Consider the following 21,175-nt stretch of genomic DNA (forward strand, 5'->3'; position numbering starts at 1 on the left):
GTCGCGCCGGCAGAGCATCATGGCCGCTCTTCAAGGTGCCGCGAGGAAGCCGTCGTGAAATACAAAAAGGCCCACACCGTTTCGGTGTGGGCCTTTCTCAAAATTTGTTCGGCGGCGTCCTACTCTCCCACAGGGTCCCCCCTGCAGTACCATCGGCGCTGTGAGGCTTAGCTTCCGGGTTCGGAATGTAACCGGGCGTTTCCCTCACGCTATGACCACCGAAACACTATGAAACTGTAACTACCGCACCATACCCAGTGGCCCAGGGCATGGGGTTGTTCGTGGTTTCAGAACCAACACAGTGGACGCGAGCAACTGAGGACAAGCCCTCGGCCTATTAGTACCAGTCACCTCCAGCGGTTACCCGCCTTCCAGATCTGGCCTATCAACCCAGTCGTCTACTGGGAGCCTTAACCCCTCAAGGGGGTGGGAATACTCATCTCGAAGCAGGCTTCCCGCTTAGATGCTTTCAGCGGTTATCCCTCCCGAACGTAGCCAACCAGCCATGCCCTTGGCAGGACAACTGGCACACCAGAGGTTCGTCCGTCCCGGTCCTCTCGTACTAGGGACAGCCCTTCTCAATATTCCTACGCGCACAGCGGATAGGGACCGAACTGTCTCACGACGTTCTAAACCCAGCTCGCGTACCGCTTTAATGGGCGAACAGCCCAACCCTTGGGACCGACTCCAGCCCCAGGATGCGACGAGCCGACATCGAGGTGCCAAACCATCCCGTCGATATGGACTCTTGGGGAAGATCAGCCTGTTATCCCCGGGGTACCTTTTATCCGTTGAGCGACGGCGCTTCCACAAGCCACCGCCGGATCACTAGTCCCGACTTTCGTCCCTGCTCGACCCGTCGGTCTCACAGTCAAGCTCCCTTGTGCACTTACACTCAACACCTGATTACCAACCAGGCTGAGGGAACCTTTGGGCGCCTCCGTTACTCTTTAGGAGGCAACCGCCCCAGTTAAACTACCCATCAGACACTGTCCCTGATCCGGATCACGGACCCAGGTTAGACATCCAGCACGACCAGAGTGGTATTTCAACGACGACTCCACAACAGCTGGCGCTGCCGCTTCAAAGTCTCCCACCTATCCTACACAAGCCGAACCGAACACCAATATCAAACTGTAGTAAAGGTCCCGGGGTCTTTCCGTCCTGCTGCGCGAAACGAGCATCTTTACTCGTAGTGCAATTTCACCGGGCCTATGGTTGAGACAGTCGAGAAGTCGTTACGCCATTCGTGCAGGTCGGAACTTACCCGACAAGGAATTTCGCTACCTTAGGATGGTTATAGTTACCACCGCCGTTTACTGGCGCTTAAGTTCTCAGCTTCGCCACCCCGAAGAGTGACTAACCGGTCCCCTTAACGTTCCAGCACCGGGCAGGCGTCAGTCCGTATACATCGCCTTACGGCTTCGCACGGACCTGTGTTTTTAGTAAACAGTCGCTTCTCGCTGGTCTCTGCGGCCACCCCCAGCTCACGGAGTAAATCCGATCACCGGTGATGGCCCCCCTTCTCCCGAAGTTACGGGGGCATTTTGCCGAGTTCCTTAACCATAGTTCACCCGAACGCCTCGGTATTCTCTACCTGACCACCTGAGTCGGTTTAGGGTACGGGCCGCCATGAAACTCGCTAGAGGCTTTTCTCGACAGCATAGGATCATCCACTTCACCACAATCGGCTCGGCATCAGGTCTCAGCCTTGATGTGCGACGGATTTGCCTATCGCACGGCCTACACCCTTACCCCGGGACAACCACCGCCCGGGATGGACTACCTTCCTGCGTCACCCCATCACTCACCTACTACAGGTCTGGTCCGTCGGCTCCACCACTCCCCTTTGCCCGAAGGCTCCGGGACGGCTTCACGGACTTAGCATCGCCTGGTTCAATGTTTGACGCTTCACAGCGGGTACCGGAATATCAACCGGTTATCCATCGACTACGCCTGTCGGCCTCGCCTTAGGTCCCGACTTACCCTGGGCAGATCAGCTTGACCCAGGAACCCTTAGTCAATCGGCGCACACGTTTCTCACGTGTGTATCGCTACTCATGCCTGCATTCTCACTCGTGAACCGTCCACCACTGCCTTCCGGCGCGGCTTCACCCGGCACACGACGCTCCCCTACCCATCACAGCAGGCGTTGGCCCTATAGCTGCAATGACACGACTTCGGCGGTACGCTTGAGCCCCGCTACATTGTCGGCGCGGAATCACTAGACCAGTGAGCTATTACGCACTCTTTCAAGGGTGGCTGCTTCTAAGCCAACCTCCTGGTTGTCTCTGCGACTCCACATCCTTTCCCACTTAGCGTACGCTTAGGGGCCTTAGTCGATGCTCTGGGCTGTTTCCCTCTCGACCATGGAGCTTATCCCCCACAGTCTCACTGCCGCGCTCTCACTTACCGGCATTCGGAGTTTGGCTAAGGTCAGTAACCCGGTAGGGCCCATCGCCTATCCAGTGCTCTACCTCCGGCAAGAAACACACGACGCTGCACCTAAATGCATTTCGGGGAGAACCAGCTATCACGGAGTTTGATTGGCCTTTCACCCCTAACCACAGGTCATCCCCCAGGTTTTCAACCCTGGTGGGTTCGGTCCTCCACGACCTCTTACAGCCGCTTCAACCTGCCCATGGCTAGATCACTCCGCTTCGGGTCTTGAGCGCGCTACTAAACCGCCCTATTCGGACTCGCTTTCGCTACGGCTTCCCCACACGGGTTAACCTCGCAACACACCGCAAACTCGCAGGCTCATTCTTCAAAAGGCACGCAGTCACGAGACACCAAGCAAGCTTGATGTCCGACGCTCCCACGGCTTGTAGGCACACGGTTTCAGGTACTATTTCACTCCGCTCCCGCGGTACTTTTCACCATTCCCTCACGGTACTATCCGCTATCGGTCACCAGGGAATATTTAGGCTTAGCGGGTGGTCCCGCCAGATTCACACGGGATTTCTCGGGCCCCGTGCTACTTGGGTGTTTCTCAAACGAGCCGTTGACGTTTCGACTACGGGGGTCTTACCCTCTACGCCGGACCTTTCGCATGTCCTTCGCCTACATCAACGGTTTCTGACTCGTCTCACGGCCGGCAGACCGTGAAAGAGAAATCCCACAACCCCACATACGCAACCCCTGCCGGGTCTCACACGCATATGGTTTGGCCTCATCCAGTTTCGCTCGCCACTACTCCCGGAATCACGGTTGTTTTCTCTTCCTGCGGGTACTGAGATGTTTCACTTCCCCGCGTTCCCTCCACTTGCCCTATGTGTTCAGGCAAGGGTGACAGCCCATGACGACTGCCGGGTTTCCCCATTCGGAAACCCCCGGATCAAAGCCTGGTTGACGACTCCCCGGGGACTATCGTGGCCTCCCACGTCCTTCATCGGTTCCTGGTGCCAAGGCATCCACCGTGCGCCCTTAAAAACTTGGCCACAGATGCTCGCGTCCACTGTGCAGTTCTCAAACAACGACCAACCACCCATCACCCCCGGTTACCACCGGAGTTCACTGGGGCCGGCACTGAAGGCAGCCAAAATCGGCCGTACCTTCAGACACCCAACAGCGTGCCCGACCCGATCCCGTCCGGAGATCATGCGTTCCACACTCCTAAGAGCAGTACTTGCAGCCTCCGACCCGTGAACCCGGCCGAATAATCAACGTTCCACCCATGAGCAACCAGCATCAGACATTCGCTGATGTACTGGCCTCTGACCTCACCCCGGAGGGATCGGTAAGAAGTGCTCCTTAGAAAGGAGGTGATCCAGCCGCACCTTCCGGTACGGCTACCTTGTTACGACTTCGTCCCAATCGCCAGTCCCACCTTCGACAGCTCCCTCCCACAAGGGGTTGGGCCACCGGCTTCGGGTGTTACCGACTTTCGTGACGTGACGGGCGGTGTGTACAAGGCCCGGGAACGTATTCACCGCAGCAATGCTGATCTGCGATTACTAGCAACTCCGACTTCATGGGGTCGAGTTGCAGACCCCAATCCGAACTGAGACAGGCTTTTTGAGATTCGCTCCGCCTCACGGCTTCGCAGCTCATTGTACCTGCCATTGTAGCACGTGTGCAGCCCAAGACATAAGGGGCATGATGACTTGACGTCGTCCCCACCTTCCTCCGAGTTGACCCCGGCAGTCTCCTGTGAGTCCCCATCACCCCGAAGGGCATGCTGGCAACACAGAACAAGGGTTGCGCTCGTTGCGGGACTTAACCCAACATCTCACGACACGAGCTGACGACAGCCATGCACCACCTGTACACCGACCACAAGGGGGCGACCATCTCTGGCCGTTTCCGGTGTATGTCAAGCCTTGGTAAGGTTCTTCGCGTTGCGTCGAATTAAGCCACATGCTCCGCTGCTTGTGCGGGCCCCCGTCAATTCCTTTGAGTTTTAGCCTTGCGGCCGTACTCCCCAGGCGGGGAACTTAATGCGTTAGCTGCGGCACCGACGACGTGGAATGTCGCCAACACCTAGTTCCCACCGTTTACGGCGTGGACTACCAGGGTATCTAATCCTGTTCGCTCCCCACGCTTTCGCTCCTCAGCGTCAGTAATGGCCCAGAGATCCGCCTTCGCCACCGGTGTTCCTCCTGATATCTGCGCATTTCACCGCTACACCAGGAATTCCGATCTCCCCTACCACACTCTAGCTAGCCCGTATCGAATGCAGACCCGGGGTTAAGCCCCGGGCTTTCACACCCGACGTGACAAGCCGCCTACGAGCTCTTTACGCCCAATAATTCCGGACAACGCTTGCGCCCTACGTATTACCGCGGCTGCTGGCACGTAGTTAGCCGGCGCTTCTTCTGCAGGTACCGTCACTCTCGCTTCTTCCCTGCTGAAAGAGGTTTACAACCCGAAGGCCGTCATCCCTCACGCGGCGTCGCTGCATCAGGCTTTCGCCCATTGTGCAATATTCCCCACTGCTGCCTCCCGTAGGAGTCTGGGCCGTGTCTCAGTCCCAGTGTGGCCGGTCGCCCTCTCAGGCCGGCTACCCGTCGTCGCCTTGGTGAGCCACTACCTCACCAACAAGCTGATAGGCCGCGGGCTCATCCTTCACCGCCGGAGCTTTTAACCCACCCAGATGCCCAGGCAGGTATTATCCGGTATTAGACCCCGTTTCCAGGGCTTGTCCCAGAGTGAAGGGCAGATTGCCCACGTGTTACTCACCCGTTCGCCACTAATCCACCCCGAAGGGCTTCATCGTTCGACTTGCATGTGTTAAGCACGCCGCCAGCGTTCGTCCTGAGCCAGGATCAAACTCTCCGTGAATGTTTTCCCGACTGCGTCTAATTAAAGACTGCGGGGACGACACCACGAGAGCGGAACCAAGGGGAGGAATAATCCCCCCGGTTCACAGCGTCCTCGCTGTGCGCCTGCCAGGCAGTGCCCGGCAGGACTTTTTCAAAGGAACCTCGTCCCAGCCGATCGGCCGGAGACGGGGTATCAACATATCTGGCGTTGATTTTTGGCACGCTGTTGAGTTCTCAAGGAACGGACGCTTCCTTTGTACTCACCCGAGAGACTCTCTCAGGCTTTCCTCCGGGCGCTTCCCTTCGGTGTTTCCGACTCTATCAGACTCTTTCGACATCTGACTTTCCCGTCGGAGGGGGTGCCTTCTCGACCGTTGGGCCGTTCCGGCGTCTCAAACCCTAGCGGATTCTCCCGGCCGCTCATAATCGAGGCGATGGAGCTGAATTCACGCATGCAGGCATGCCCGAATTCAGTCCCGTTGGGAGACCGCGCCAGCGGCTTGCCCTGTCGCCTGAGTGGCGGTGAATTCCACTACAGAATCGTCTCGACTCGATGCAACCTACTCATGCTACGGATCTTCCTGGCGGGCGTCAAGCTTCTATCCCCGCTACGACGCACGTCGGCTGGTCGAACTCCTCATCGCGGGACTACGCCGACCGCACGGACCATCAGCCAGGCGGCTGATGCAAGTCGGCCACTCCTGCCGCGATCAGCGCGAAGCGCGGACCCTCGGCAGTCCCGTCGGCAATGGGCGACCTCCAACGATCTGGGGGTCTGGGCCGTGGAGCGCGCAGGTCACGCCAGGGACTTGCCGCTGCTGACAGCCGGCTCATCGGTTCGAACCGGCACGGCCCACGACCCACCGTACTCAGGCAACGCCGAGGAAGCGCAGTACGGCAAGCACCCGGCGGTGGTCCGCGTCCGCCTTCGGCAGGTCGAGCTTGGTGAGGATGCTGTTGATGTGTTTGGCCACCGCGCTCTCGCTGACCGCGAGCTGTTCGGCTATCTCGGCGTTGGACCGGCCACCCGCCATCAGCTCCAGGACCTCGCGCTCTCGCGAGGTGAGCCGGTCCGGCGGATCGCTGTGGCGACGCACCAGCATCTGGGAGACCACCTGCGGGTCCAGCGCAGTGCCGCCCGCGGCCACCCGCCGCAGGCAGTCGGCGAACTCCTCGACATCCGCGACCCGTCGCCTGAGCAGGTAGCCGATCCCCGAGGTGTTCGCGGACAGCAGGTCCGCTGTGTACCGCTCCTCCACATACTGCGAGAGCAGCAGTACCGCGGTCTTCGGCCACTGCCGCTTGATGACCAGCGAGGCCCGCACTCCCTCGTCCGTGAAGCCGGGAGGCATGCGGACGTCCACCAGGCCCGCCCGGCTCGTAGGACAGGGCCCCTCCATACCGCCGCCAGTCGATCACTTGCCACTTCGACTGTGCGCGGGCTTGGGCCAACCTCGGTATCCGCGACCTGATTGCACCTCCCCCGCGGCGGCCCGGTGCAGTCAACATGCGGATTCCGCCGCCGCGCCGCGGCTGATTCGCTCGGGTCATGGAGCTCAACTCGTACTCAGGTCTGCCGAACGAGCGGGTCAAGGCCGCGAACGGCATCGACTACGCGTACCGCGACACCGGCCCGACGGACGACGGCGCCGGTGTGCCGCTGGTCCTTCTCCAGCACTTCCGTGGAAACCTCGACAACTGGGATCCGGCGCTGATCGACGCGCTGGCACCGGCCCGGCGTGTCATCGCCTTCGACAACGCCGGAGTCGGCGGCTCCACCGGGACGACTCCGAACACCGCGGACCAGATGGCACACGACGCCATCGCCTTCATCGAGGCGATCGGGGCCCTGGGCCTCGGCCAGGGCCCGGTCGATGTACTGGGATTCTCCCTCGGCAGCTTCGTCGCGCAGCAGATCGTCCTGACCAGGCCGGCGCTCGTCAGAAGGCTGGTCCTCGCCTCGTCGGCGCCGCAGGGCGCCGTCGGCATGCACGGCTGGGCCCCTGAGGTCATCGACGCTGTCGGCAAGCCTGAAACCAGGCCCGAGGAATACTTGGGCGTCTTCTTCACCGGATCCCCGGCAAGCCTGCAGGCCGGTCGGCAAACCCTGCAGCGGATCTACGGCGCCCGGAGCGAAGACCGGGACACGGCGACCAACTGGGCGACCCGGGAGGCGCAGTACGACGCGGTGTGCACGTGGGGGATCCCCGATCACGCGAAGCTCCAGCGGCTCAGCTGCCTGAAGATGCCCGTGTTCGTGGCGAACGGCGACAGCGACCCGATGATCCTGCCGCACTACTCCCACCTGCTCGCGGGTCTGATCCCGCAGGCCCGCGTGAAGATCTATCCCGACTCGGCGCACGGGTTCCTGTCCCAGCACCACGCGGAATTCGCCGCGGACGTCGACGCCTTCCTCGGCGGCCCTCGATGACCGGCACCCACATGATCGTCCTGCCCGGCGGCGGGTACGCCGAACACGCTTCGCACGAGGCCGGGCCGGTGGTGGACTGGCTCGGCGACATAGGCGTGCGGGCGAGCGTGTTCCGCTATCCGCTCCGCGCCCGGCACCCGGAGCCGCTCAACGCGCTGCGCGCCGAGATCCGCCGTCGGCGGGCGGCCGGCGCACAGCGCATCGGTCTCATCGGGTTCTCCGCGGGAGGTCATCTGGCCGGGCTGGCCGCCCTCGCGCCGGGCGCCCCGCCCGATGAGGCGGTGGACTTCGCCGTGCTCGGTTACGCCATCACCTCGATGGAGACCGAGACCTACCGTCCGGCCCGGGTGATCCTTCTCGGCGAGGACGCCGGCCCCGAGCTGCGCCGGTCGACATCGCTGGATTCGCTGGTCACGCCCCAGTCGCCGCCGTTCTTCGTCTGGCACACCGCGGAGGACCCCTATGTCCCCGCCGAACACAACTACCGCCTTGCCGCGGCGCTCGCGGCCGGCCAAGTCCCCCACGCCGTGCACGTGTTCGCCCACGGCCCGCACAGCCTCGGCCTCGCCCGGAACGCCGGCGAGGCCGCGATATGGACCACGCTGGCGAAAGCCTGGATCCACGAACAGGCGTGACCGTCGCCTACATCACTGGTCCCCGGCCATCGCCTGCAGCTCCGCGATCTGCTTGCGCGCCGCGGCGACGAGTACAACCGGACGCACATGTGGCTGGCGGGATCGACACCGGCCTCCCGGGCCGACTGGGCGCGGGCGCTGGACGCCGTGGCGGCGCTGGAGGCCGACACCCTGATCGCCGGCCACCGCGATCCACGGGCCGCCGACGACGACGCCCACCGCCAGATCGACGAAAGCCGCCGCTACCTGGCCGATTTCGAGACGGCACTGGAACGCAGCTCCGCACCGGGCGAGCTCATCGACCGGATGACGGCCGCCCATCCCGAGCCGGCGAACCCCTACACACTGTGGGTCGCGGCCCACGACCTGCTCAACACCGGAACCTGACACAGACAGCCAGGACGGATCGCCGAACCATGCCCGGGGAGAACAGAGAAGCGGTCGGCCTGGAACCGGCCGCGGAAGGCCGCGGCACGCGGGTGCTGAACCTACGCAGAATGACGGCCCGCCGGACCGACGAGGCGTACCGGTCCTCCACCCCGCTGGAACTGTTCCTCGACCTCTGTTTCGTCGCCGCCGTCGCGCAGGCCGCCTCCCATCTGCATCACGACCTGAGCGGCGGGCACCTCGGCCATGCCGTGGGCAACTACCTCTGGGTGTTCTTCGCGATCTGGTGGGCCTGGGGAAACTTCACCTGGTTCGCCTCCGCGTACGACAACGACGACGACGCCTATCGCCTGCTGACCATGGTGCAGATCGCCGGGGCGCTGACCTTGGCCGCCGGCGTACCCCGGGCCTTCGAGACCGGCGACTATCTCGTCATCACCCTCGGCTACGTGATCCTGCGGCTGGCCATGGTCATGCAGTGGCTGCGGGCGGCCAGGGCCGATCCGGAACGGCGCACGACCGCCCTGCGGTACGCCGTCGGCTACGCCCTGGTACAGGCCGGATGGGTCGCTCGCCTCGCCTTCGACCAGCCGACGTACCTCTATGTCGGGCTGGCGGTGGCCGTGGGCGAGTTGCTGGTCCCGATCTGGGCCGAGCGGGCGCGGGTGACGACCTTTCACCCGGAGCACATCACCGAGCGGTTCGGGCTGTTCACCATGATCGTGCTCGGCGAGGCGGTGCTGGCCGCGACCATCGCCGTGCAGACCGCGGCCGACTCGCGCGACGGCACCGACGTCGAGCTGCTGGTCCTGGCCGGCAGCGGTCTGCTGCTCGTCTTCAGCCTGTGGTGGCTCTACTTCGACCGGACCACCCAGCGCATGCTGCGCTCCATGCCCACGACGATCATCTGGGGCTACGGCCACTACCTCGTCTTCACCTCGACCGCGGCGATCGGCGCCGGACTCGCCGTCGCCGTCGACGCCCTCATCGGCCATGCGCACGTCACACACCTGCAGCAGGGCTTGGCTGTCGGCATACCCCTCGCCGCCTGGATCGCGACGGTCTGGTGGCTGCGCGTAGGCCCGCCGCTGCGCGGTCCCGCCGTCGCGGCCTCGCCCGTGGCCGCGGTTCTGGTGCTGGCCGCGGCCTGGACCTCCGCGGCCGTGCCCCTGATGGCCGTGATCACCGCGGCGCTGGCGGCGGTGACGACCTGGGCCGTGCGGCGGACGGACTGATCACTCGACGCCGGGACGTACTTAGGCGCTGAGCTGAAGAGTCGGAGCACGGAGGCCGCCTGCGGTTCGGGTTGGCCCTGGAGCACGAATGGGACATCGGCGAGGACGTGGTACGCGGTGACGGCGGAAGAGTGTTGCCCTTGTTCTTGTCTGAGGTGATGAGGAACTTCTGGGAGATTGTGGACGGTCTTGATGAAAGACCGTCAGTTCCGGTGCGACAGGGCTTTGGTGCGCGCCATGATGATCGGCATGGCGACTGGAAGGCGGGACGCGCGCGGCTATGTCGGCCTGGTCTATCTGGCGTTGACGATCTTCGGCAGTAGCGGGGCCGTGTTTCTTGCGCACCGCTTCCACTTAGGTGTGGCCGCGACTGCTGTGACCGTGCTGTCTGCGGCGCCAGGCCTCTATCTGGCCTGGGCCACGTTCCGCGCGGATCACTCGGAGGCGGGCAACGGACAGGATCTCGCGTCCATCGCGGATGACCTCTCTCGCGCAGTGAGTGCGCAGTGGCAGGACGAGGCGCGCCTGCGGCGACTCAACGATCCCTATGCGCTCGCTGTTTCGTGGCGGCCTGCCCCCGATGACCTGGTTGAGGCTTGGCCGCTGCTCACCTCCATCGCTCGGGCGTGGCCCGAGGGACCGGCTTCCGACCCGGCCGGGTGGACGCACGGGTCGGACGGCCTGAGTGGTGACTGGTCACAGATCCTTGAGGTCTTCACCACACGCGTGCCGACCCGGCGATTGGTGGTGCTCGGCGAGCCGGGCGCCGGCAAGACCATGCTGCTGGTCAGGTTGGCCGAAGGGCTGATCGACTTGCGCGCCGGTGAGGCCGGTTGGCCGGCGCCGGTCATCTTTTCCCTGGCTTCGTGGAATCCGTTCGGCCAGGGGCTGTACGAGTGGATGGCCGCCTGCCTGGCCCGTGACTATCCGGGGCTGGAACAGCCGATATCCGCGCCGGGGCGGCGCGGCTCGGTGACTCGCGCTCGCGCGCTATTGGATCAGCGCATGATCCTGCCGATCCTCGACGGGCTTGACGAGCTGCCCGCCCCATCGCGGTCGGCCGCGCTCGATGCCATCAACGGTTCGCTTACGCCCGGGCAGGGCGTGATCGTCTCGAGCCGCACGCGTGAGTACCGGGAAGCCGCAGCCTCCGACGGGCGTATTTCGATCAAGCTCGCCGGGGCGGCGGGTATCGAATTGCAGTCGCTCGATGCCGCTGCTATCGCCTCCTATCTCGTGCGGGATGCCGGCGGTGATGCCTCCGCGCTCAGCCGCTGGGAGCCGGTTGTCCAACAGTTGGATGCTGATACGCCGGTGGGGCTGACCCTGCGCACCCCTCTCATGCTGTTTCTGGCCCGGACCGTCTACAACCCTCGTCCGGGCACCGACCCCGACGTGGTGGTGCCCGATCCCGCCGCTCTCTGCGATCCCGCCCTCTTTCCCGATCAGGCGGCGCTCGAGCGCCATTTGTTCGACGCGTTCGTTCCAGCCGCGTATCGGCCGATTGTCCCAGGCGCGGCCTTGCCTTTCCCGGTCGATCAGGCCAAGCGGGCGCTGACGTTTCTCGCTCGCCATCTAGATCACGATCTACGCGGGACACCCGACCTGGCCTGGTGGCGATTACCGCTTGCCCTGCCCCGGGGACCGACCGCCCTGTTCGTGTGGACCATCGCTGCCATGACCGTCATGATCCCCGTCAGCGTGGTTGGTGCGTGCGCCGGCGGCGTCATGTACGGAGTGGTCAGTAGGATCACCGGTGGCTCATGGACAGACATGGCCGCGGGCATTGTCGCCATGGAGTCCGCAGGGTTCACCTTGGCCGTGGTGTTCGCCATCGGCACCGCCGGCGTGATCGCCGCTCAGGGCCTCCTGCCGGGCACATCCCGGATCTGGTCTCGGGAACCCGTCCCGTTGAACACCGTGGGATGGTCCGTGGCCAGCAGGACGGCTCTTCTCGGTGCCGCGATCGGGGTCGCCGCCGGCATTGCTGTTGCCACCGCTGTCGGCGTCTCCTACGGGATTGCCGTCGGTTTTCCGATCGCGATCGGGGGCGTCATTCTCGGGGGCGTGCGACCGGCCGCAGCCGACGTGACGAAAGCGGGACGTCCGGCCGGCCTCTTGGCCCGTGACCGTCGATCCTTCTTGCAGGGCGTCTTCGCGGCCGTGGCGGCGGGCACGATCACCGCAGGTGCCGGACAGCCGGTCTGGAACAGGCTCTCAGGAGACCTCGCCGAGGCTGCGGTGAAGGGCGCGATCAGCGGTGTAACAGTGGGGCTTGTGGTAGTCATTATTTACGTCGCCACAGGCATGCCGTATCGATCTGCATGGCTACCCTTCACGGTCACGCGCTGGTATCTGACGCTCAGATACGGATTGCCCCGTGACCTGATGAGCTTTCTCTCCGACGCCCACGAGCGGCGGGGGGTGCTGCGGCAAGTCGCCGGCCTGTACCAGTTCCGCCACGTCGACCTCCAGCGACGCCTGGCCGGTGAACCGGCCCACGATGCCCGCCAGATCTCCCCGGACATGGACAACGAGGCCCCCCAGCCAGGGGTGTGACCGAGATGGGCCAAAGGGGAAATGCGTTGATCTTGAAGCCCCTGCAAGGCAGCACCGTCACGGTCGAGCAGCCCTCCAGAGCCAGGACGGCAAGGGCGCTCAGGCTGAGGACAGTCGTGGTGTGAAGGCGCATGTGAACCCCTAAGTGGCCTGCGGAAAGGACGGGTTGACCAGGCCGGCCCTCCGGGCACCGGCAGCGAGAAGGGGCGTAGGGGGTTCGGGGGGGCGGCCAGAGTCTCGCCGATCCGCTCGGCCAGCGCGCCGTCGTCCCCGGCCAAGTGGGGCGGGGTGACCCAGTACACCGGGTCCGGCGAATCGGGATGGGAAGGATGATCCTGCTCGCCTACGGGCGCGAGGCACCCACGGTCACGGAACTGCTGTCCTCGCGGGCCGGGCCATCGCCTCCAGTCTTCGGCTGTCCGAGGAATTGTGTTCATCGGTTCGGGTGACTGTCTGCGGCGCCTTCGCCCCTCGTGCGTATGCCGCGCATGAACTGGGCCCTGCAACACGATGAGGCGGGCAGCCGGTCACCGGGACCGGCTGCCCGCCCTCACACGGCGCCTGGTTCGCGCCGGGAGAGAAGGGACATCGGATGCGCGTACTGCGTGCCTTCGTGGGGAGCGCCCTCGCATCGCTCCTCCTGCTGATCGGCATCTCACCGGCAACGGCCCAAGCCCACCATCCCCGTGCGGGGAACGCCGCACACTGCCCGATCACGCACCACAACCGCGGGTCCAACACCGCACCGCAAACGGCATACCAGCGCTACTACCTCGCCGATTGGCGGCTGGGACCGGCATACCTCCCCCAGAGTGGCGCCCTCAGCAGGATGCTGAGGGGCTATCACCGCACGGATCACACCTCCGCATACTGGTTCCTCGGGTGCTACTGGCAGACGGATCCCCAGACGGGGAAGTCGGGCTGGTGGTATCCCGACAACAACGGTTTTGTGCTGAAGAACGGCAAGCCGGTCGAGCATCACGTGACGCTCCGCAAGGGCCAGTTGGTCGACCTCTTCGGCAGCGGCTTCGGCAACTTCCTCGCCCCCGCGGGCACGCCGTACGCCAAGCGCGCGATTCCGCCGAGCAATCTCGACACTTACGTCAAGGCCTATCCGTACAGCTACCACCTGTACCGGGTCCACAAGCCGTTCACCGTCGAGGCCGGCCCGATCAGGCCCTGGTTCGGCCAGCCCGGCCTGGGTCTCCAGTACGTGACGACCCCGTCGGTCGCGGACCTCGTCACGACGAAGTACCTGGACGCGTTGCCGGTAGCCTGACCTCACAAGGCCCGGGGTGGCCTCGGACCCACACGTCAGAGGCCACCTTGAACCGGGCGACGGGACGGACCTGATGGACAGCGCAGAACTCGTCGAAAGACTGCGCGAGGCGGACGTTCCCGAGGCGTTCTACGAGATTGCCGGTGTCCACGACGTGCCCGTCCAACCGGACGCCTACTACTTCCTGCGCCGTGAGGCGGATGCCTGGACCGTCGGTTTGCGCCAACGCTCCGAGGACAGTGTCATGCGGCGCTTCGGCACCGAAGCCGAAGCCTGCGAGTACCTCTACGACACGCTCACGCAGATGCCCCCTCCCCCTTCAGGGACCGCGGAGCCCCTGGAGAAGCTCCTCGCGAACGCCGAGGAGATCCAGCGGCAAGCGTGGGAAGACTTCCATGGTCGCCGTGGGGCGGCTGACGATGGTTGACTACGAGGCATCCATCGCGAGACATGTGAAGCACCCAGGGACACCTGGCCGTGAGCAGCTGCAGCTGACAAGGGCGCGACCAGCTGCCGGTGGGCGAACCGCTGCAGGTGGCGGCGCAGCTCGGCGAGTTTCGACTGCCCGCCCGGCGTGCTTTGTCAGGGCGGGCAGTCGATGATGGGAAGGGTCAGGGCACGGCTTGCCAGGTGTTGCTGGCCCACAGTGCGCCGCCGGTGCTGCCGTGGACGACGAAGTTCCCGTCACTCTGCATGGTGGCGTACGCGCCGGTGTGACCGTAGGTGCCGGTGGACCACAGGCCGCCACCGATTCCCGGACCGCCAGTGCTCGTGTACACGACCAGGTTTCCGTCGCTCTGCATGTACGTGTAGGCGCCCGAGTGCCCCGACGTACCGGTGGACCAGATCGCCTTGCCGTCGCGCTTGCGGTACATCACGACGTTGCCGTCCGGCTGCACCACCAGACGGGTGTACCGGGACTGGGTCCACCAGCCGCCCTTGAGTTTCTGACCCGAACCGATCGTCGCCGACCGCGCGTTGGTGCCGTCCGTCCACAGCGACCCGCCCGCGCTCGGCCCGCCGCCGGCGCCGTAGACCACCATGTTGCCGTCGTCCTGCACCAGGAAGTAGGCGCCGGTGTGACCGGAGGTGCCGGTGGACCACAAGGTGCCGCCGATTCCCGGACCGCCGGTGCTCGTGTAGACGACGAGGTTTCCGTCGCTCTGCATGGAGGCGTACGCACCGGAGTGGCCCGAGGTGTGGCTGGACCAGATCGCCGGGCCGCTGCCCGTTCCGCCCGTCTTGAGGTACGCGACCAGGTTGCCGTCGCTCCCCATCGACAGCGTGACGTTCGCGCTGCTCAGTCGGTGGCCGGAGGTGAGCTTCTGGCCGGGCTTCAGCGAATTGACGGTGTTCGGCCCGCCCGTGAAGGCGACGGTGCCGTTGGGGGTGCCGAGGCCGGTCGGGCCGTCGTAGCCGGAGCCCGCGGTGCACAGGTAGCTGGGTGAGCACGTGCCGTTGGAACCCGTGGTGACGTCGTTCAGCGCCGACTTGTGGCCGTACGGGTACGAGGACGGGTAGCTGTTCGCGGTCGGGGTGCCTGCAAGGGCGTAGGTGGCCGCGATGATGGGCGACGAAGCACTGGTGCCGCCGTAGACGTCCCAGCCGGTGGCCCCGTAGCTGTCGTAGACCGCGACACCGGTGGCCGGGTCGGCGACCGCCGAGACGTCCGCGACGGTGCGGTGGGAGCAACCGGCGTCCGACTGCCAGGAAGGCTTGGCTTCGTCCGCGGAGCACCCGGATCCCGTGCCCTCCGTGCTGGAGGTGTCCCACACCGACTCGCTCCAGCCACGGGAGTTGCTCGCGTGGCTGAGCGAGGTGCCTCCGACGGCGGTGACGTACGGCGAGGTGGCCGGGTACTCGGCGCCATAGCCGCTGTCACCCGCGCTGACAGTGATGGCGACGCCGGGGTGGTTGAAGAACTGGACGTCCGCGGTGGTCTCGCTCGGGTCCTCGCTGCCGCCGAAGGAGTTGGAGACGTATTTCGCGCCGAGGGCGACGGCCTCGTTCTCGGCCGTGCCGATGTCGGACACGCTCGTGGAACTGGCCTCGACGAGCAGGATGTGGCACTGCGGGCAGACGGCGCTGACCATGTCGAGGTCGAGGGATATCTCACCCGCCCATCCCGGGTCCGCACTCGGGTAGGTGGTGGTGCCGGTCTGGCTGACCTTGCGGAAACAGCCGTTCGCGGTGGTGCAGGCGGGAAGGCCGTACTGGGACCGGTAAGTGGCGAGGTCCGCCTCGGCGGTGGGATCGTCCATGGCGTCGACGATCGCCACGGTCCGGCCCGAACCGGCGGTGGAGGAGGGCAGGTTGTAGGCGCTTTGCAGGTCCGAGGGGCCGTAGCCGGACGGTGTGGTGTTCGGGCTGAGGGTCATGTGCTGGACGACGTCGGTCCGGGCCTCGGCCAGGCACGCCATCTGGCCCGGCTTGGTGGCGCGGGCGCACATGTGCTTGACGTGGGCCGCCGAAGTAGCCGACGGTGCGGCCGAGGCTGCGAACGCGGTCGCCGTGAACGGTCCGCCGGATATGAGTGCCGCGGCGGACAGCAGAGCGGCCGCGGCGGAGCCCGCCCGACTTCTCCGTCTGCCGCCCGGCTCCGAAGTGGAATCTTCGGCCCTTGAGTGCAAGGAACTTCCCTTCTCTGTAGTACGGATTGGGGCCGGCTTGAGGCCGACTTATCTGTCCATGACAGTCATTTCGACAGATGGGGGCGGATGCATGGCCGGAATGCTGCTGATCAACACCGCGTGAGGTGCGCGCGGAAGCGGGAGATCCGCCTCAGACCGATAACCACACGCGCAACACCTGAGTCCCCATCAGGCGACCCAGTGGGCGAAATCGAGGGGGCGGCGCGCCCGCGTGAGCCTGCCCTCGGCGCTGACCAGTAAGGACGGTCGGCGGTTCCGGGCGTCGCACGCCCGGAAGAACGCGTCCACCGCGACCGCCTCGGTGCACCACACAGGCGACCAGGCAGAGCATGAAACGGACAGCGCCCTTGGCCGTGCGCAGGATGCACAGGCTCTTCCAACGCGTCCGCCGACTTCCTCCACGCCCACCCTCGCAGAGGCCTCCATGGCCAAACGGCCTACTGAGTGATGGAGGCTGCTGGCGGGGATGCTAGCCCGTACCGTCAACCAGAAACAATCAGGAGGAAGTAAATCCTTGATCAGAGCCACGGCACCCTGCGAACCGCGCCGGATCGGCCGTGCCGGCCCGGTTCTCACGCCGACGACGACCTCGCCCGAGTCGACAGGAAGGTGGCCGCAGGCGGTCCCGGTCCCGGTTCCGGCCGTACGCGCCATTGGCGGGTGGTCATCCTGACCGGGCCCGCCCCGCCCGGCCCCCGCCGTCCTCCCGGCGAGAGTCACATGGTGCTGATCGTGCCCGGCAGCACGGCGATCGGGTGTCTCGGGAGCGGCGCCCGGCCGGACATCAGAAGCTCGATCAGAGCCAGCAACAGGTCGCGGCTTGCCAGTCGCTGCCGGAGGTCGCCCATGACGATGGGGATGTGCGGGTCGAGGTCGAGTGCCTCCCGGACCTCGGGCTCAGTACGGTCCTGGCGTCCGTCGAAGCAGTTGACACCGACGACGAACGGGATGCCGCGGCTCTCGAAGAAGTCGATCGACGCGAAACTGCTCTCCAGCCGCCGGGTGTCCACGAGGACGACGGCGCCGAGCGCCCCGTGCACCAGGTCGTTCCACATGAACCAGAAGCGTTCCTGGCCGGGTGTGCCGAAGAGGTACAGCACGAGTTGGGCGCTCATGGTGATCCGGCCGAAATCCAGGGCCACCGTCGTGGTGGTCTTCTGGTCCACCCCGTCGATGTCATCCACACCGACGCCCGCGACGGTCAGGTGCTCCTCGGTGTTCAGGGGCACGATCTCGCTCACGGCACCGACCATGGTGGTCTTGCCCACGCCGAATCCGCCCGCGATGAGTATTTTCACCGCCGCCGGAGCCTGGGCCGCAATGGAGGAGGTCGCATGTGTCCCGACCCGGTCGTCAGAGTCTGAGTAGGCCATCTTTCACCGCCTGAAGAAGTGTCATGTCTGGTCCCTGGCCCACCGCGACCGCCAGCGGTGGCCGGGCCGTCGCCCTGCCGAGCGTGATCAGGTCGGAGACAAGGATCTTCGTCACCGCCACGGGCAGGTTCAGCCCGGCGGCGACCTCGGCGAGAGCCACCGGGGTGCGGCACTGCTGGAGGATCAGCCTGTGTTCGGGTTGCAGGCCACGGGTCGAGGGCTGCTCACCGGGCGCGACAACGGTCGCGATCACGGTGATGAGGGTGAGGTCGTCCCGAGCCGAGGTCGTGCGCCCCTGGGTGATCGTGTACGGCCTGACAAAACTCTGCTCCGCGTACTCGTCATCCGGTGCCGCGTCCGCCCAGTGGCTCACCCACGTCCTCCCCCGCTCTCGGCGTCGCCGGAGCGGCGGGACCCCCCTCCCTCAGCATGCTCCCCCACCACACGCACCTCGGTGCCCAGGCGTTGCCCGACCTGCTGCACGAGGGTGTGCATCGCCACGGACATCACCTCGGCGTCCACCTCCTGGTCCGCCACGACCGCCAGGTGTGTGCCCCGCCCGGCGGAGCTGACGAAGAGCCAGAGTTCGTGGAGCTCGATGATGACCTGGTGGACCGGTCCGCCGCCGAAGACCTCACCGACTCCGCGAGCCAGGCTCTGCTGGCCGGTGGCGATGGCGGCCAGGCGTTCCGCGTCGACCCGGTCGATACTGCTGGACTGGCTGACCACCAGGCCGTCGTCGGACAGCACGATGGCGTTCCTGGTGCCCGGAACCTGGTCGACCAAGCGGTCGAGCAGCCAGTCGAGGTCGGAGTTGGTGGCAGTGGTTCGCAGAGTCATCGTCCGTCTTCCTTGCGGGCCCCGTCGTGGCCCGGTGAGGGGTGAGTGGGCTGCTGATCGGAGTCGGGCCCGAGCCGGGCCATCCGGGACTGGCGCTGGAAGGCGCCGACGGTGGCGCCGGAGCGGCGCGGCGCGGTTCGGCGCGGCAACGGCTCGGCCTCAGACGTCTCGACGTCCGGCTCCTCAGCGTACACACAGGGAGGCTCGCGAAGTTCGGCGGCCAGACTGGCCTGCCGTACCCGGCGGGGCAGCGGGTCCGAACTCGCCGTGGGGGGCACGGCGGTGGTGCGAGCCGGCGGTCTGGCCCCGGGGCCGGTGAGCGAGCGGGTGAACGCCTCCTGGCCGCCGGGCTGCAGTTGCGGCTGAGGCTGAGGCTCCGGCAACGTATCTCGGGGATCGCCGTCCTGCCCGGAGCGGGGCGCGCCGGTGATCGCGAGTTGGGCCGGGACAGCGCCGTCCGGCGGCTCCGAGCGCGGCCTCCCGTCGGAGAGCAGCTCTGCCGGCACCAGGACGACCACCCGGGTGCCACCGAAGGACGAGGGCCGCAGCTCCACCTTCAGCCCCAGGTTGGCGGACAACTGCGCCACGACGTACAGGCCGAGGCGGGCGTCGTCGGCGCGGGACATCACGTCCATACGGGGCGGGTCGGCCATCAGTTGGTTGGCCCCGGCGTACTGCTCGGGGTCCATGCCCATGCCGCGGTCCTCGATCTCGACCACGACGCCGCGGCCCACCCGGGACACGGACACCTCCACCGGAGTCGGCGGTTTGGAGAACGACACCGCGTTCTCCATCAGTTCGGCCAGTACGTGCACCATGGGACCGACCGCGCGCTCGGACAGCCAGATCTCGCCCTCCGTGTCGATCCGGATGCGCCGGTAGTCCTGCACCTCGCCCTGCGCGGAGCGCAGCACGTCCAGCAGCAGCACGGGTTTGCGCCAGCGCCGCTGGGGCTGACCGCCACCGAGGATGACCAGGTTCTCCTCGTAGCGGCGCAGTCGGGCGGCCAGGTGGTCGACGTCGAAGAGTCCTTCCAGGACCTCGGGGTCCTCATGCTGCCGCTGCATCTCGCCGAGACGTTTCATCTGCATGCCGATCAGCAACTGGGTGCGTCTGGCGATGCGCTGCAGCAGACGCTCGAAGCCGCGGTACTGCTCGACCTGCCGCACGGCTGTCTCCAGGGCACTGCCGCGGGCCTGGTTGAGAGCCTGGCCGAGCATGCCCAGTTCGTCGTTGCCGTACCGGATCTCGGGCAGTTCGGCGTCCGTGTCGACGGTCTCGCCCTGCCGCAGCCGCTCCACCATGTCGGGCAGCCGGGTCTGCAGCTCCAGCGCCGCGGAGCGGAGCCCGAAGATGCGGCGGCGCAGGACTCCGGTGAGCCGCAGCGAGATCAGGAACACCAGCAGTACGGCCGCGCCGCCCACGACGCTGTTGACGATCAGGTCTGTCATCATGCCGCCGAGCTGGTCATCGGTGGCGCTCACGAGGTACTCGGCGTAGGAGCCGCTTGCCTGTGTCAGCTGGGGTGTTATCGCCCCGTAGCTCTGCTGCCACTCCTTGCCCAGCTGTGCCGATACCGGGGTCCGGCCGTCTTCGCCGGGGTTCTCGGCGGTCAGGACCGTCTGCTCGATCCGGGTCTTCTGCTTCCAGGCCGCGCCGGACAGGATGCCCTGGTACGTCTTGGCGGGCCCGCTCGGCAGCCGCGGTACGACCTTGTCGTCGTAGATGTGCTGCTGACCGCCGATCGCCTGGGCGAGTTGGGAGCGCTGCGCACTGGTGAAGTGGCCGCTCACCGTTGCGGCGGTGAAGACCGCGTTCTCGCGCGAGAGCATCTCCACGCCCCACTGCGAGTCGATCAGCGGCTTGGTGAGGACGGTGACCTGGCCGAAGCCCACGTTGGTGAAGTCCTCGAAAAGTTGAATGTCCGAGGCGATGACATCGGTGTAGTGGTCGAACGTCTGCTCCTGGGTGGCGTCCCGCTCGTCCACCGCCTGACGGTACGCGGGCAGTCGGTCCAGGCCCCGGCCGACCCGCTGGTAACCCTGGGCGAGAGCGGCCGGCATGGCGTCGGAGAGTGCTTCGAGCCCCTGGACGGACCGGTCGGTGAGCGCACGCTGCTTCGCCAGTTTCGACTGGTAGGCCTTGGGGTCGGCGAGCGCCGCAGCGCTCAGTTGCCGCTCCGCCTGCAACTGGTACAAGACGACGGCGATCGGCTGCCCGACCTTCTTGCCCGCTTCGTTGCGGTCGTGGACGGTCTTCCAGTTGCCGTAGAGCTGGGCCGAGTTCATCGCCCACAGGGCGACCAGGGCGATGGTGGGAACCAGGGCCAGGACGAGCAGGGTCGTACGCAGCGACAACCCGCGCTTCGGAAGCGTCTCCTGGCCGCCTTGCCGCGGTTCCGCTTCTTGGCTTGTCTGCTGTTTTTCCGCTCGCGCGTGAAGTGCCACAGAAGTCCCCGGCATGCTAGCGATGGCGGACTGGCCGAAATTGGGTCCGCGCGATGTCAGGCGAAGCCTACTCA

The 21,175-nt window shown here is 65.7% G+C and carries 12 protein-coding genes, 3 rRNA genes and 1 pseudogene; 7 read left to right on the forward strand and 9 right to left on the reverse strand.

Annotated features, from left to right (window positions below):
• Window positions 1-106 precede the first annotated feature (106 nt).
• From rrf to OG747_RS20750, 4 genes and pseudogenes are all read right to left on the reverse strand, one after another.
• Window positions 107-223 (reverse strand): 5S ribosomal RNA (gene rrf, locus OG747_RS20735).
• Between the two features lie 94 nt (window positions 224-317).
• A 23S ribosomal RNA gene (locus OG747_RS20740) occupies window positions 318-3,440 on the reverse strand.
• A gap of 317 nt (window positions 3,441-3,757) precedes the next feature.
• Window positions 3,758-5,283, reverse strand: a 16S ribosomal RNA gene (locus tag OG747_RS20745).
• The 16S, 23S and 5S rRNA genes sit together here, the layout of an rRNA operon.
• A gap of 850 nt (window positions 5,284-6,133) precedes the next feature.
• Window positions 6,134-6,631, reverse strand: a pseudogene (locus OG747_RS20750) (LuxR C-terminal-related transcriptional regulator); the annotation flags it as partial.
• A 182-nt stretch (window positions 6,632-6,813) separates the two neighbouring features.
• Between OG747_RS20750 and OG747_RS20755 the strand changes: the two are divergent.
• From OG747_RS20755 to OG747_RS20785, 7 genes are all read left to right on the forward strand, one after another.
• A complete protein-coding gene (locus OG747_RS20755; protein WP_405880818.1) occupies window positions 6,814-7,695 on the forward strand; it encodes an alpha/beta fold hydrolase in 882 nt (293 codons plus the stop codon).
• Window positions 7,692-8,330: an alpha/beta hydrolase family protein gene (locus tag OG747_RS20760; RefSeq protein WP_405880819.1), complete on the forward strand. Its 639-nt coding sequence runs from the start codon at window positions 7,692-7,694 to the stop codon at window positions 8,328-8,330. The genes OG747_RS20755 and OG747_RS20760 overlap by 4 nt, the downstream gene beginning before the upstream one ends.
• A gap of 87 nt (window positions 8,331-8,417) precedes the next feature.
• The gene (locus OG747_RS20765) at window positions 8,418-8,717 is read left to right on the forward strand and encodes a hypothetical protein (RefSeq protein ID WP_405880820.1); all 300 of its coding nucleotides are present in this window, start codon (window positions 8,418-8,420) and stop codon (window positions 8,715-8,717) included.
• Between the two features lie 29 nt (window positions 8,718-8,746).
• Entirely contained in the window at window positions 8,747-9,952 is a 1,206-nt protein-coding gene (locus OG747_RS20770) for a low temperature requirement protein A (RefSeq protein WP_405880821.1), read from the forward strand.
• Window positions 9,953-10,144: 192 nt separating this feature from the next.
• The gene (locus OG747_RS20775; protein ID WP_405880822.1) at window positions 10,145-12,511 is read left to right on the forward strand and encodes an NACHT domain-containing protein; all 2,367 of its coding nucleotides are present in this window, start codon (window positions 10,145-10,147) and stop codon (window positions 12,509-12,511) included.
• Window positions 12,512-13,103: 592 nt separating this feature from the next.
• Complete coding sequence (locus OG747_RS20780) at window positions 13,104-13,790, forward strand: TNT domain-containing protein (protein ID WP_405880823.1); 687 nt, start codon at window positions 13,104-13,106, stop codon at window positions 13,788-13,790.
• A gap of 73 nt (window positions 13,791-13,863) precedes the next feature.
• Entirely contained in the window at window positions 13,864-14,217 is a 354-nt protein-coding gene (locus OG747_RS20785; protein ID WP_405880824.1) for a hypothetical protein, read from the forward strand.
• Window positions 14,218-14,401: 184 nt separating this feature from the next.
• Here OG747_RS20785 and OG747_RS20790 read toward each other — a convergent pair whose 3' ends face one another.
• The 5 genes from OG747_RS20790 to OG747_RS20810 form a co-directional block, all read right to left on the reverse strand.
• Entirely contained in the window at window positions 14,402-16,240 is a 1,839-nt protein-coding gene (locus tag OG747_RS20790; protein WP_405880825.1) for a hypothetical protein, read from the reverse strand.
• Window positions 16,241-17,157: 917 nt separating this feature from the next.
• A complete protein-coding gene (locus OG747_RS20795) occupies window positions 17,158-17,814 on the reverse strand; it encodes a GTP-binding protein (RefSeq protein WP_405880827.1) in 657 nt (218 codons plus the stop codon).
• On the reverse strand, window positions 17,795-18,187 hold the full coding sequence (locus tag OG747_RS20800) for a DUF742 domain-containing protein (protein WP_405880828.1): 393 nt from the start codon (window positions 18,185-18,187) through the stop codon (window positions 17,795-17,797). The genes OG747_RS20795 and OG747_RS20800 overlap by 20 nt, the downstream gene beginning before the upstream one ends.
• Window positions 18,184-18,654, reverse strand: a complete 471-nt coding sequence (locus OG747_RS20805; protein WP_405880829.1) for a roadblock/LC7 domain-containing protein — start codon at window positions 18,652-18,654, stop codon at window positions 18,184-18,186. Before OG747_RS20805 ends, OG747_RS20800 begins: the two co-directional genes overlap by 4 nt.
• Complete coding sequence (locus OG747_RS20810; RefSeq protein ID WP_405880830.1) at window positions 18,651-21,011, reverse strand: nitrate- and nitrite sensing domain-containing protein; 2,361 nt, start codon at window positions 21,009-21,011, stop codon at window positions 18,651-18,653. The genes OG747_RS20805 and OG747_RS20810 overlap by 4 nt, the downstream gene beginning before the upstream one ends.
• Between the last annotated feature and the right edge of the window lie 164 nt (window positions 21,012-21,175).

The sequence above is a fragment of the Streptomyces sp. NBC_01384 genome (assembly GCF_045040035.1).
In the GTDB taxonomy this organism is placed as follows: domain Bacteria; phylum Actinomycetota; class Actinomycetes; order Streptomycetales; family Streptomycetaceae; genus Streptomyces.